The sequence below is a fragment of the Streptomyces sp. Xyl84 genome (assembly GCF_059731885.1).
Map to the genome: position 1 here is coordinate 1,718,197 of NZ_AP029182.1, position 12,315 is coordinate 1,730,511.

At 74.3% G+C, this 12,315-nt stretch carries 11 protein-coding genes; 6 read left to right on the top strand and 5 right to left on the bottom strand.

Translation table 11 applies throughout. The features are described from left to right. Positions 1–29 precede the first annotated feature (29 nt). The 3 genes from AC6I72_RS07310 to AC6I72_RS07320 all read left to right on the top strand — a co-directional run bounded on the left by AC6I72_RS07310 (position 30) and on the right by AC6I72_RS07320 (position 3,376). Entirely contained in the window at positions 30–1,028 is a 999-nt protein-coding gene (locus tag AC6I72_RS07310) for a carbohydrate ABC transporter permease (RefSeq protein ID WP_498000052.1), read from the top strand. Next, positions 1,025–1,897, top strand: coding sequence for a carbohydrate ABC transporter permease (locus tag AC6I72_RS07315; RefSeq protein WP_498000053.1), 873 nt, complete (start codon positions 1,025–1,027; stop codon positions 1,895–1,897). Before AC6I72_RS07310 ends, AC6I72_RS07315 begins: the two co-directional genes overlap by 4 nt. A gap of 132 nt (positions 1,898–2,029) precedes the next feature. Further along, a complete protein-coding gene (locus AC6I72_RS07320; RefSeq protein ID WP_498000054.1) occupies positions 2,030–3,376 on the top strand; it encodes an MFS transporter in 1,347 nt (448 codons plus the stop codon). Between the two features lie 144 nt (positions 3,377–3,520). On the opposite strand, the gene AC6I72_RS07325 is transcribed toward AC6I72_RS07320, so the two are convergent. Both AC6I72_RS07325 and AC6I72_RS07330 read right to left on the bottom strand, forming a co-directional pair. Continuing rightward, a complete protein-coding gene (locus tag AC6I72_RS07325; RefSeq protein ID WP_498000055.1) occupies positions 3,521–5,167 on the bottom strand; it encodes a nucleobase:cation symporter-2 family protein in 1,647 nt (548 codons plus the stop codon). Positions 5,168–5,385: 218 nt separating this feature from the next. Beyond that, positions 5,386–6,348 carry a DUF3152 domain-containing protein gene (locus AC6I72_RS07330; protein WP_498000056.1) on the bottom strand — a complete coding sequence of 321 codons (963 nt, stop codon included), beginning with the start codon at positions 6,346–6,348 and terminating at the stop codon, positions 5,386–5,388. Positions 6,349–6,520: 172 nt separating this feature from the next. On the opposite strand from AC6I72_RS07330, the gene AC6I72_RS07335 reads away from it, so the two are divergent. Genes AC6I72_RS07335 through AC6I72_RS07345 form a run of 3 tightly spaced genes read left to right on the top strand, consistent with a single transcriptional unit; the run spans position 6,521 to position 9,278 of the window. Beyond that, positions 6,521–7,210, top strand: coding sequence for a response regulator transcription factor (locus AC6I72_RS07335; protein WP_498000057.1), 690 nt, complete (start codon positions 6,521–6,523; stop codon positions 7,208–7,210). Then, positions 7,207–8,715, top strand: coding sequence for an ATP-binding protein (locus AC6I72_RS07340; protein ID WP_498000058.1), 1,509 nt, complete (start codon positions 7,207–7,209; stop codon positions 8,713–8,715). The genes AC6I72_RS07335 and AC6I72_RS07340 overlap by 4 nt, the downstream gene beginning before the upstream one ends. Then, positions 8,712–9,278 (top strand): GerMN domain-containing protein, encoded by a 567-nt coding sequence (locus tag AC6I72_RS07345; protein WP_498000059.1) that lies wholly within the window; start codon positions 8,712–8,714, stop codon positions 9,276–9,278. Before AC6I72_RS07340 ends, AC6I72_RS07345 begins: the two co-directional genes overlap by 4 nt. A 123-nt stretch (positions 9,279–9,401) precedes the next feature. On the opposite strand, the gene AC6I72_RS07350 is transcribed toward AC6I72_RS07345, so the two are convergent. From AC6I72_RS07350 to AC6I72_RS07360, 3 genes are all read right to left on the bottom strand, one after another. Continuing rightward, a complete protein-coding gene (locus tag AC6I72_RS07350) occupies positions 9,402–10,715 on the bottom strand; it encodes a lytic transglycosylase domain-containing protein (protein WP_498000060.1) in 1,314 nt (437 codons plus the stop codon). Positions 10,716–10,779: 64 nt separating this feature from the next. After that, entirely contained in the window at positions 10,780–11,709 is a 930-nt protein-coding gene (locus AC6I72_RS07355) for a hypothetical protein (protein WP_498000061.1), read from the bottom strand. Between the two features lie 50 nt (positions 11,710–11,759). Continuing rightward, complete coding sequence (locus AC6I72_RS07360; RefSeq protein WP_498000062.1) at positions 11,760–12,302, bottom strand: Rv1363c family protein; 543 nt, start codon at positions 12,300–12,302, stop codon at positions 11,760–11,762. Between the last annotated feature and the right edge of the window lie 13 nt (positions 12,303–12,315).

Sequence of the window (12,315 nt, forward strand, 5' to 3'; positions counted from 1 at the left end):
CACCGCGGACGACGAAAGGCCCCGCCGACATGACCGACCTCACCCGCACCGCACCACCGCCGCCCGACCCGCCCGCCGGCCCGGGCACCCTCCCCCGCCGGCGCGGACGCCGCTCCCCGGCGGGCACCGCCCGGGGCGCCGGCTCCGTGCGGACCTGGCGCGACCACCCGCTGCGCCGCGCCACACCGTGGCTGTTCCTGCTGGTCCCACTGGCCCTGCTGATCACGTTCACGTACGTGCCGGTGGGCAACATGATCTACTACAGCTTCACCGACTGGGACGGCGTCAGCCCCGACCGGAACTTCGTCGGCGCGGACAACTACAAGGAGCTGTTCACCCGGCCGGAGTTCTTCCGGGTGTTCGCGGTGAGCCTGTACTACCTGGCCGCGTCCGTCGTGCAGATCGCCGCCGCGCTGTACTTCGCGACGATCCTCAGCTTCGACCTGCGGCTGCGCAACCTGTTCAAGGGGATCCTGTTCTTCCCCTACCTCGTCAACGGCGTCGCGATCGGCTTCGTCTTCCTGTACTTCTTCCAGGACGGCGGCACCCTCGACTCGGTCCTGTCCCTCTTCGGCGCCGGCGGCGACCACGCCTGGCTCGGCGACCCGCAGTCGGCCAACACCTCGCTGGCCGGGGTCTCGGTGTGGCGCTTCACCGGCCTGAACTTCGTGCTGTTCCTCGGCGCGATCCAGTCCGTACCCGGCGAGCTGTACGAGGCCGCCCAGCTCGACGGCGCGAACCGCCGGCAGCAGTTCCGGCACCTGATCGCGCCGAGCATCCGTCCGGTGCTCAGCCTCAGTGTCATCCTGGCGGTCTCCGGCTCGCTGTCCGTCTTCGAGATCCCGTGGATCATGACCGGCGGCGCGACCGGCACGTCGACCTTCGTCATCCAGACGGTCAAGCTCGCCTTCCAGTTCAACAAGACCGGCCTGGCCTCGGCCTGCGCCGTGGTGCTGCTCCTGCTGGTCCTGCTGATCACGTGGATCCAGCGGCGCCTGGTGCCCGACGAGAAGGTGGACCTCGCATGACCGCCCCCGCCCCCGCTCCCGCCCGCGCGTCCGCCTCCCGGCGCAGGCGCTACGGCGTCGCGACGACGCTGACGTACCTGTCGCTGGTCGTCGCCTCGCTGGTGGTGCTCGCCCCGCTCGCCGCCCTCTTCCTGACGTCGCTGAAGACGTCACAGGAGGTCTCCGACGGCGGTGCGCTGAGTCTGCCGCACGACTGGCTCAACTTCGCCAACTACGCGACCGCGTTCACCGACGGGCACATGCTCCAGGCGTTCGGGAACACGGCGTTCATCCTGCTGTTCTCCGTCACCGGCACGGTGCTGATCGGTTCCATGACGGCGTACGCCATCGACCGCTTCGAGTTCCGCTTCAAGAAGCTGGTGATGGCGCTGTTCCTGGTCGCCACGCTGGTCCCGGGCGTGACGACGCAGGTGGCGACCTTCCAGGTCGTGAACAGCTTCGGCCTCTTCGACAGCCGGTGGGCGCCGGTCCTGCTGTACATGGGCACCGACATCGTCTCCATCTACATCTTCCTGCAGTTCATCCGGGGGATCCCGACCTCCCTGGACGAGGCGGCACGGCTGGACGGGGCGAACGCGTTCACCATCTACCGCAGGATCATCTTCCCGATGCTCAAGCCGGCGATCGCCACGGTGGTGATCATCAAGGGGATCACCACGTACAACGACTTCTACATCCCCTTCCTCTACATGCCCTCGGAGGACAAGGGCACGATCTCCACGGCCCTGTTCCGCTTCAAGGGCCCCTTCGGGGCGCACTGGGAGGACATCTCGGCCGGTGCCGTCCTGGTCATCCTGCCGACACTGATCGTCTTCCTGTTCCTCCAGCGCTACATCTACAACGGGTTCAGCCAGGGGGCGACGAAGTAGCGGGGCGCCCGGGCCCGGGCGACGAGTGCCCCGGCCTGCGGGGCGGGCAGGCAGGCATCCGGGGCGGGCGGGCCGGCAGGGGGACGCGGGGCCGCCCGGGGGACGGCGGGGGGCCGCGTGGATAATCCGTGGGTGACTCCCCCGCGAAACCGCGTCCGCCGTCCGTCCTGGGCCGGGCGCGACTACACGCTGCTGACCGCTGCCGCCGTCGTGTCGGGGCTCGGCAGTTCCGGGGCGCTGGTGGCCGGGGCGTTCGCGGTGCTGGCGGCCGGGGGGTCGGCCACCGACGTGGGACTGGTCGCGGCGGCGCGGACCGTACCGCTGGTGCTGTTCGTGCTGATCGGCGGGGCCCTGGCGGACCGGCTGCCCCGGCACCGGGTGATGGTCGCGGCGAACGCGCTCAACTGCGTCTCGCAGGGCCTGTTCGCCGCCCTCGTCCTCACCGGCACCGCACGGGTGTGGCAGATGGCGCTGCTGGCCGCGCTCGGCGGGACCGGGCAGGCGTTCTTCTCCCCCGCCGCCGAGGGGATGGTGATGGCCAGCGTCTCGGGCAGCGAGTCCGGGCGCGCCTTCGCCGCCTTCCGCACCGGGGTGAACGGCGCGAACATCCTCGGCACCGGCCTCGGCGGTGCGCTGGTGGCGGCGGCCGGGCCGGGGTGGGTGCTGGCCGTCGACGCGGTGGCCTTCGCCGTCGCGGGGTCGCTGCGCGCCTTCCTGGACGTGCGCGGCGTCCCCGCGCGGCGGGGCGGCACGAACCTCCTGGCGGACCTGCGGGAGGGGTGGCGCGAGGTGGCCGGCCGGCCCTGGCTGTGGTCGATCGTGGTGCAGTTCGCCGTGGTGAACGCGGTGGTCGCGGCGGCCGAGACGGTGTACGGGCCGCTGGTGGCGCGCGAACGGCTCGGCGGACCGCAGCCGTGGGGGCTGGCGCTGGCCGCCTTCGGCGTGGGCACGGTCCTCGGCGGGCTGGTGATGACGCGGTGGGCGCCGCGGCGGCTGCTGCTCGTGGGCGCCCTCGGCGTGCTGCCGCTCGCGCTGCCGTCCGCGGCGCTGGCCGTGCCGGTGCCGACGCCCGCGCTGGTCGCGGTGATGTTCGTGACCGGCGTGAGCGTCGAGGTGTTCGCGGTGGCGTGGATGTCCGCGCTGCACCAGGAGATACCGGAGGAGAAGTTCTCGCGGGTGTCGTCGTACGACTGGCTCGGGTCACTGGCGCTGGTGCCGGTGGCGACGGCGGTGGCCGGCCCGGTCCAGGACGCGGTGGGCCGTCCGGCCGCGCTGTGGGGGTGTTCGGCGCTGGTGCTGGTACTGACCCTGGCGGTGCTGTGCGTACCGGACGTACGCCGCCTGACCCGCCGGACGGACCTGACCCCCACGGGACCCGGACCCGCCGGGGAACACCCGGTGACCACCGCCGGACTGGACGCGGAGGGCGCGGCGGGCCTGGACGGCGCGGTCGGCACGGAGGGCGCGGCGGGCCGGTGAGTCCAGGCGGTCCGGCCGCGCCGTCCGGCCCGACCCGAGTCGGCCGACCCGATCGGATCGGCCGGGTCGGGTCGGTCGGCTGGCCGGGTCGGTCGGCTGGCCGGGTCATCGGGGTGGCCGGATCGGCCGGCCGGCTCCGACCGCTTACACGCCGTGCGGGCTCGTACGATCCATGCGGTCCGGGTCCGCCGTCTCCCCGCCGTCCGCACGCTCCGTGCCACGCGCGCCGCCCGCGCCCTGCGTGTGCTCCCCGCCGTTCCTTCCGTCCTTGCGGTCCACGTCGGCGGGCCCGTCCGTACGGTGCACGCCGGCCGTTCCGGGCGCTCGGGTGTCGTGCGCGGTGTGGGACTGCTCGGCCGTCCCGGTGTCGCTCTGCCCGGGCGGGATGACGCCCTTCGGCGGGGCCGCGGCGAACACCGAGGCGTCCTCACGGTTCCACCGGGTCTCGTTGAACAGCAGGTTGAGGAGGACGGCGACCACGCTGGCGGCGCTGATGCCGGAGGACATGATCAGCGCGAACCAGTGCGGGAACTCGTCCCAGAAGTGCGGCGCCGCGACCGGGATCAGGCCGAAGCCGACGGCGGTGGCGACGACGACGAGGTTGAGGTTGTTGTCGAACCGCACGGTGGACAGGGTCCGCACGCCGCTGGCCGCGACGGACCCGAAGAGCACCAGTCCGGCCCCGCCGAGCACCGGCAGCGGCACGGCGGCCACGACGCGCCCGAGGACCGGGAACAGACCGAGCACGACCATGATCCCGCCGCCCGCGGCGACGGCGTAACGGCTCTTGATCCTCGTCAGCGCGACGAGTCCGACGTTCTGGGCGAAGGCCGTGCAGGCGAAGCCGCCGAAGAGCGGGGAGACGCTGGTGGAGATCATGTCGGCGCGCAGGCCGTCGCCGATCCTGCGGGCGTCGACCTCGGTGCCGACGATCTCACCGACGGCGATGATGTCGGCGGTGGTCTCGGTCAGGACGACGACCACGACGACGACCATGGAGATGACGGCGGCGGCGTCGAACCGGGGTGCCCCGAAGGCGAGGGGTTCGGGGAGGGCGAAGGTCGCTCCCTTCGTCACGCCGGAGAAGTCGGCCTTGCCGAGTGCGGCGGCGAGGACGGTGCCCAGGACGATGCCGAGCAGGATCGACAGGCGGGAGACGGCGGGCTTCCCGGCCCGGGACAGCACGAGGATGATCAGCAGCGTGGCGCCGGCCAGGCCGACGTCCGCCATGCTGCCGCCCTTGGCGGACCCCTCCCCGCCGCCGGAGGCCCAGCCGAAGGCGACCGGCAGCAGGGTGAGTCCGATGACGGCGATCACCGTGCCGGTCACCACGGGCGGGAAGAACCGTACGACCCGGCCGAAGAACATGCTCACCACCAGGCCGACCAGGCCCGCGGCGATGGTCGCGCCGAAGACGGCGGGCAGGCCGTGGCTGCGGGTCGCGATGGCCGTCATGGTGGACACGGCGGCGAACGTGGCGCCCTGCACGAGCGGGAGCTGGGCGCCGACCATCGGCACGCCGAGGGTCTGCAGCAGGGTGGCGAGGCCGCTGACGAAGATGGTGGCCGTGACCAGCAGGCCCAGTTCGGTGCCGCTGAGTCCGGCGGCCCCGCCCACGATGAGCGGTGGGGCGATGATGCCGCCGTACATGGTGAGGATGTGCTGGAAGCCGTAGGCGACGAGCTGGCGGGCGGGGAGCCGTTCGTCCTCCGGGCGGGGAGCTGTCTCCGCGCCCGGTGTCTCCGCGCCCGGGGATGCTGCGGCGGAGAAAGTTGATCTTGACCTGAGCACGACCCCAACCTTCCGTATGATGGAATCAACATTTCGTTGAGGGGTGGGGCGACGTTAGCTACGTTACAGAAGCACGTCAACAGTTCCTACGATGCGCTCACATCCGTCCGGAAGAGTTCGTGGATACCCACAAAGTGATCGCGGAACGGGTCCGCGCGGAGGGCGGCGAGGGGGGCCGCTTTCGGTCACCTTCCGGGGAAGGCGGTCAGGGGCGGCGGTCAGGGCACGGCCGGGCCGCCGAGGTAGTTCCCGTGGGAGTCGTAGGGCCAGGCGTTGGCGACGCACCCGCGGAGCCCGTCGATCTGCTGCATCATCGCGGGAGCGGGCCGCCCGGGACCGGGGCACGTCTCGTGGCCGTGGCCGATGCGGTGGCCGACCTCGTGGTTGATGATCAGGGCGCGGTAGTCGTGGAGGGATCCGGAGAACTGGGGTGAACCCTGGTTCCAGCGCTTGAGGTTGACGACGACCTGGCTGCCGACGTCGCAGTTGACCTCGCCACGGGTGTGCAGTCCGGCCGCGCCGCAGATGCGGTCCACGGTGGCGGGCGTGGCGATCTTCACCACGAAGTCGACGGCGCCCCGGGAGACGAGCTGGAAGGCGTCGTGCCCGTCGGCGGTCCAGCCCCGCCGGTCGGCGAGGACGCCCTCGATCTCGCGGGCCGCCTCGTCGGGCGTGACCCCGGTCCCCTCCTCGACCTGGACCTCGTAGCGCCGCACCGTCCCGTGCCCGGCCACCTTCCCGGAGGCCCGTGCGGTGTGGAAGATGCCGTTGCCCTTCCCGCCGCCGCCCTTCCCCGCGTCCGGCTCCCCGTCCCCGCTCTTGCCTGGGTCACGCTTCGTGTTCTTCCCCGCCGCCGTCCCGGACGTCTCCGGCTCCGGCGTCGCCCGGCCCCCGGCGTGCCGGACGGAGTCCGCCGCCTGCGTCGGGCCCTGTCCCGCGCTCCGGCCGGCCGCGGCGGACGGGCCGCCGCCCTTGCCGTCGCCGCCCCCCGTCCAGGCGAGCAGGGCCGCGGCGCCGAGCGAGCCGGCCGCCACCAGGGCGCAGAGGACGACGAGGGGGCGACGGCGGCGGACGCGGCGTCTGGAGGCGCGGCGGGTGCCGGTACGGCGGGAGGCGGCGCGGCGGCTCGGCCTGCCGTCCGCGCCGGTCCCGGCGTCCGGGCGGGATGTGGTTCCTGGCATGGCGCCCAGGCTGGTGACCGTATGTGATGCCCTGTGGACCGAAAGGTCACAGAACCGTAACGGCGGTCGTCCGGGGGGTGAGCGCGGTGCTCATATGATCCTTCCGTAACAGTTCCCCGCGCGGGCGGCCCCCGCGGCCGGCGCCGTTCGCGGTCCGCACATACTGAGCGACATGCCCCGGATCCTGCTCATCGAAGACGACGCCGCCGTGCGCCAGGCAGTCCAGCTCGCCCTGCGCCACCAGGGGCACGACGTCTGCGCCGCCGCCACCGGCGAGGAGGGCCTGGACCGGCTCGGCCCCTTCCGCCCGGACGTCGTCGTCCTGGACCTCATGCTGCCCGGCCTGCCCGGGCTCGACGTGTGCCGGCGGATCAGGGCGCGCGAGCAGGTCGGGATCATCATGATGACCGCCAAGGGCGACAGCGTCGACATGATCGTCGGCCTGGAGGCCGGGGCCGACGACTACGTCGTCAAACCCGTGCAGGCAAGGGTGCTCGACGCCCGGATCCGCGCCCTGCTGCGCAGACTGGACGCCCCCTCCCCGGTCGCCGCCCGCCCCCGGGCCGAGACGCACGGGGACCTCGGCATCGACCGGGCCGGCCTGCGGGTCACCCACCGGGGGCAGCCGGTGGACCTCGCCCCGTCCGAACTGCGGCTGCTGCTCGCGCTGTCCGCCTCACCCGGGCAGGTCCTCAGCCGCCAGCAGCTCCTGGAAGCGGTCTGGGAACACAGCTACCACGGGGACATACGCCTGGTGGACGCCTGCGTGAAGCGCCTGCGCGGCAAGCTCGGCGAACTGGGCGGCGCCCCCCGCTACGTCCACACCGTGCGCGGTTTCGGCTACTGCTTCCGCTCGCCGTGAGACTGCGCCCTCCCGCCCTGCGCGGCGGCCTGCGGCTCCGGCTCGTCGCGGGCTTCACCGTCGTCGCCGTCGTCAGCTGCCTGAGCACCGGCGTGCTCACCTTCCGTGAGGCGCGCACCGGCGTGCTCCAGCAGAGCCAGGACGCTGTGGTCCGGCAGTTCCGGGACAGCGTCGACGCGCGGGCGCCCGGCTACCCCGAGACGCCCGACCGCTTCGACCTGAACCACATAGTCGCCGACCTCGCCTACACGCACCGCTCCCAGCAGTGGCGGTTCCTCGCCACCTACGGCGAGCTGAAAGCCGTCTACGGGCCGCAGGACAGCTTCGACGTGCTCACCCCCGAGCTGCGGCACTCCGTACGGACCCGGCCGGCCGCGGTCTTCCAGCGGGTCCACCACGACGGCCGGGCCTACCTCGTCGTCGGGCTGCCCGTCACGTACGCCTCCTCGGTCGCCGTCACCTCCGCTCCCACCGGCCTGGTGCTCTACCTGGTGGTCCCGCAGGAGACCGAACAGCTCTACGTCGAGGCGCTGATCACCGCCATCGAACGGGCCACCCTGCCCGCGCTCGGTCTGGCCGTCCTGATCGCGCTGCTCGTCGCCCGCGGTGTGCTGCGCCCCGTGCGGGCCCTGGGACGGGCCACCCGGCGAATGGCCGCCGGACACCTCGACACCCGGCTGACCGTCAGCGGCTCCGACGAACTGGCCGAACTGTCGCGGACGTTCAACGACACCGCCGCCGCGCTGGAGGAGTCGGTGGCCGAGCTGCGCCGCATGGAGGCGCGGGCCCGCCGCTTCGCCGCCGACGTCTCGCACGAACTGCGCACCCCGCTCGCCGCGATGACGGCGGTCACCGACGTCCTCGACGAGCAGTCGTCCCGTCTGGACCAGGTCACCGGCGAGGCGGTACGGCTCGTCAGCGAGGAGACCGCGCGGCTGGCCCGCCTGGTCGACGACCTGATGGAGATCTCCCGGTTCGACGCGGGCGCCGCCGAACTCGGCACCGACGAGATCGACCTGGCCGAGTCGGTCCGCCGCACCCTCGCCGCCCGCGGGTGGCTGGAGCAGGTGCGCACGGAGCTGCCGGACAGCGGCGCGCCGCGGGCCCTGGTCGATCCGCGCCGCGTGGACGTCGTGGTGGCCAACCTGGTCGGCAACGCGCTGCGGCACGGCGCACCGCCGGTGACGCTGCGGCTGACCGCCGCCGGCGGATGGGCGGTCATCACCGTCACCGACCGGGGTCCCGGCATCCCGGAGGCCGACCTGCCGCACATCTTCGAACGCTTCTACAAGGCCAGCCGGGCCCGGACCCGCAGCGAGAGCAGCGGTCTCGGGCTCGCCATCACCGCGGAGAACGTACGCCTGCACGGCGGCCGCGTGCGGGCGGCCAACGCACCGGGCGGCGGCGCGGTCTTCACCGTCGAACTGCCGCTGCGCCCCCGCCCCGGCACGGACACCGCCCCCGCCCGGGAAGGCGAGGACCACGCAGGAGAGGAGGAGGCATGAGACGCGCCCTGCGCACGGCGGCCCTCACCGGCGCCCTGCTCACGCTGGCGGGCTGCGGCGTGCCCACGTCGGGTGTCATCGACGCCGGTGCCCCGGCGGTCGGTGTCGCCGCCCGGATCACGGTCTACTTCGTGGCCGACGGGGCGCTGCGTGCCGTCCCGCGGCGCGCACCCGACGACGCCGCCGACCTGGTCACCGCGGCCGTACGGCTGCTGCTGTCCGGGCCGGACAGCAGCGAGGCCCGGGCGCTGACCACGTCCCTGCCCGCGGTTCCGGGTCCGGTCGCGGTGAGCGTCGGCCGAAACGTCGTCTCCGTCCGCTTCCCCGCCGGGGTGGGCCGGCTGGACAGCCTGGCGATGGAGCAGCTGACCTGCACCGCGGCGGACACGCTGCGCCTTTCCGCGGACCGCGAGGACCGCGCGGTCCCCTCGTACGCCGCCACGCCTCCGGCATCCGTCGCCGGGGGCGTGAGCACGCCGGCACCGCAGCCGCACATCAGCGTCCGCGCCGAGGGAGAGGGCTGGGCCACGGCCCGCTCGGACACCGTCTGCCCCGGCGCCTGACGCGGCGGCCGGACGGCCGCCTCGCCGGGCCCGGGTGCTCGCGGGGTCAGCCGGGGGGCGCAGGTGGCCGTGGGCCGGGTCCGGGTGCCGTTCGTCCGCCCTGCCGGCCGGCCGTCGCCGTCGTCACCTGCTCGCCGCCTGTCCCGGCGGGCACGACGGGCCGGCCGTCGGATCGCCGTCCGCCGGGGCCGCCGGCTGCCCCGTGGCGTCCGGGGAGCCACCGGGCGAGGGCGGTGGGCAGGAGGAGGGGGACGCCGAGCCGCCCGGGTCCGGGGCCGTCGGCCCGCTGGGCTGCGGTGTCGGTGACGTCGGTGACGGGTCCGCGGTGGAGGACCCCGAGGGGTCCGGGGAGGGCGAACCGGGCTGGGACGGCCCCTGGCTCCCGGTGGGCGAGGGCGCCGGCGAGGACGGTCCGGCCGGCGGGGCCGGGTGGGGGCGGGAGGGGGCGGGGGTGGCCGGTCCGGAGGGGCCGCCGGGATCCGGCTCGACGAGGATCCCGCCGCCCCCGCCGCTGCCCCCGTCCGGTGCGCCGCCCGAGTCGGCGGGCTTCGTCGCCGGGGTGTCGCCGCCCGCGCCGGGCGACTTCGGGACGACGCCCTTCCCGTCGGGCACGCTGTGCACGCCCCGGCGGTAGAAGTCCAGCCAGTAGCGGACCAGGTCCAGGTAGGCCCGCGAGTTGTTGTAGCTGAGGACGGCCCGGTCCAGGTCCGCGGCCCGGCCCAGGTCCCGGTCCCCGGCGCACAGGTAGTGTCCGGCTGCCAGGGCCGCGTCGAAGACGTTGTTCGGGTCGGCGCGGCCGTCGCCGTTGCCGTCCGCGCCCCACCCGGCCCAGGTCGACGGCAGGAACTGCATCGGCCCCACCGCCCGGTCGTACACCTTGTCGCCGTCGTACACCCCGCCGTCGGTGTCCCGGACCAGCGCGAAGCCCCGGCCGTCGAGCGCCGGGCCGGTGATACGGCCCAGCGTCGTGCCCTGCCGGTCGACCGCCCCGCCGCGCGCCTGGCCGGACTCCACCTTGCCGATCGCGGCGAGCAGTTGCCAGGGCAGCCGGCAGCCGGGGTCGGTACGGGCGACGGACCGCTCGGCCGCCCGGTAGGCACGCAGCACGGTGCCCGGGATCCCGGACTCGGCCCTCATCTCCGTCTCCTGACGTGGAGTCAGGGGCGTGCCGGTGGTGATCAGGGGCGGCAGTTCGGTGTGGTACGAGCCGTCACCGGGCGTCCCGGCGGCGGGCGTGTAGGGGACGGCACCGGCCGCCGGGGTGCGCTCCTCGTCGGCCGCCGGACGGCCGGGACCGCTCCCGGCCGCCCCGGGTGCGCCCGGCGCGCCGGGGGCCTGGGAGGCGGTGAGAGCCGCCACCGCGGCCACGGCGATGGCGGTGGTCCGCAGGCCCTTGCGGGTACGGGCGCGCAGACGTCGTACGCGGCGTGCGGGCATGGCTGTCACTCCCTGTCGGTGGGCCGCGGTGTGCCCGGAAGGTCTTCGGTGGGGCGGGTGGTCCTCAGCGGCCGAACGTGTCGATGCCGGAGACGAGCCAGTGCCCGTCCCGCAGTACGACATCGACGGCGAACATGGCGCCTGCGTACGTCCCCTGGTCCTGCGCCGCCTGCCTGCCCTGCGCTCCCCGGCCGCCCTTGGCGCCGGCCTTGCTCCCGGCGGTGCTGACGCTGCTCTGGTCCGCGTAGACCAGGACCCGGGCCCGGTCGCCGTCGACGCGCTCCACCGCGCTGTCGGTGACCGTGGTGGTGATGACCGCCTTCTGCTGGTCGGCGCGGGTGCGCACACTGTCGAGCAGGGCCCGGTGCTGCGCCACGGCCTTGCCCGTGAGCAGGGTCTTCACGGCCTTGTCATAGGCGGCGGGGTCGGCGTGGTCGTAGGAGAAGAGCGCGGCGACCGCCTTCTCCGTCTGCCCCTTGACCTCGCTCGTGCGGGCGGGATCGGTCAGGGCGGTGTTGCGGGCCGCCGGGTCGTCCCGCAGGCTCTGGGCGCGTCCGTGCGCCCACCCGGCGAAGCCGCCGAGGACGAGGGTCAGCAGGCACAGCACGACCAGCGCCGGGGACCGGCGCGGGCGGGGACGGCGGCTCGTGGTGCCGGCGTCCGTGTCCGGTCCCGGGGCCGGTTCCGGGTCCGCTTCCGTGAGCGCTTCCGCGTCCGCCTCCGTGACCGGATCCGTGTCCGGTGCCGCCCCGGGAGCCGCCTCCGGCGCTGCCTCCGCCGGCGCCGCGCGTTCGGTCCTCCGGGGCGGGGAGACGGCGGAGGGGGCCCGGGCGGGGAGCACGGCGACACCGGTACGGGGCCGTCCGCTCCCGGGCGCTTCCGGGTCGTCCGCCGCTGGGGCCGCCGTCCGTGCCCGGGCCTGCGGGGTCTCGGGCCGCGGTTCACGCGCCTGGCGGCGGCGCTGGCGGTTGATGTGGTGGCGGGTCGTGGGCATCGGGTGTCGTCCTCTCGTGCGCCCGGCCGCTGCCGCGGCTGCGGGCCGGGTCAGCCGGCTGATGTGCCGCCCACGGGTGCCTGGCCCAGGGCGCTCAGCTTCCATCCGCCGCCGGTGCGGGTGAGTTCGCCGAGCATGCGGCTGTCCTTGTCGGTGCTCTGGCCGCCGGGCGCCTTCACCGTCACCCGCAGCGCGACGAGCACCCGGGCCCGGCCGGCCCGGTCGTCGAGTTCGGAGACGGCACCGGAGAGCACCCGGGCCGTGGTGACGGTCTTCGCCGTCTTCACCTGCGCGGTGAACTCCTTACGGCCGGCGACGAGTTGGTCGTGCAGGTCACCGGTGGTCGAGGACTCCCACAGGTCGAGGCCGCGGTCGACGCTGCGGTGGTCGAGGGTGTTCAGGTTCTCGACGGCCTGCTCCCCGGCGGCGAGCGCCCGGTCCCGCTGGACCGCGTACGCCGCCGAGTCGTCGTGCGCGGCGTCGTACCAGTCCCAGCCCGCCCACGCCGCGAACCCGCCCGCGAGGAGGGTGAGAGCGAGGGCCGCGTACAGTGCGCGCAGTCCGGCCGGCAGGGTGCGGACCGTGCGTTTCATGGGATGCTCCCGT

What these genes read in the sequence shown, in the direction of transcription:
- AC6I72_RS07310 (WP_498000052.1), top strand. Translation starts at nt 30, where the DNA reads ATGACCGACCTCACCCGCACCGCACCACCGCCGCCCGACCCGCCCGCC.
- AC6I72_RS07315 (WP_498000053.1), top strand. Translation starts at nt 1,025, where the DNA reads ATGACCGCCCCCGCCCCCGCTCCCGCCCGCGCGTCCGCCTCCCGGCGC.
- AC6I72_RS07330 (WP_498000056.1), bottom strand. Translation starts at nt 6,348, where the DNA reads ATGCCAGGAACCACATCCCGCCCGGACGCCGGGACCGGCGCGGACGGC.
- AC6I72_RS07335 (WP_498000057.1), top strand. Translation starts at nt 6,521, where the DNA reads ATGCCCCGGATCCTGCTCATCGAAGACGACGCCGCCGTGCGCCAGGCA.
- AC6I72_RS07345 (WP_498000059.1), top strand. Translation starts at nt 8,712, where the DNA reads ATGAGACGCGCCCTGCGCACGGCGGCCCTCACCGGCGCCCTGCTCACG.
- AC6I72_RS07350 (WP_498000060.1), bottom strand. Translation starts at nt 10,715, where the DNA reads ATGCCCGCACGCCGCGTACGACGTCTGCGCGCCCGTACCCGCAAGGGC.
- AC6I72_RS07355 (WP_498000061.1), bottom strand. Translation starts at nt 11,709, where the DNA reads ATGCCCACGACCCGCCACCACATCAACCGCCAGCGCCGCCGCCAGGCG.
- AC6I72_RS07360 (WP_498000062.1), bottom strand. Translation starts at nt 12,302, where the DNA reads ATGAAACGCACGGTCCGCACCCTGCCGGCCGGACTGCGCGCACTGTAC.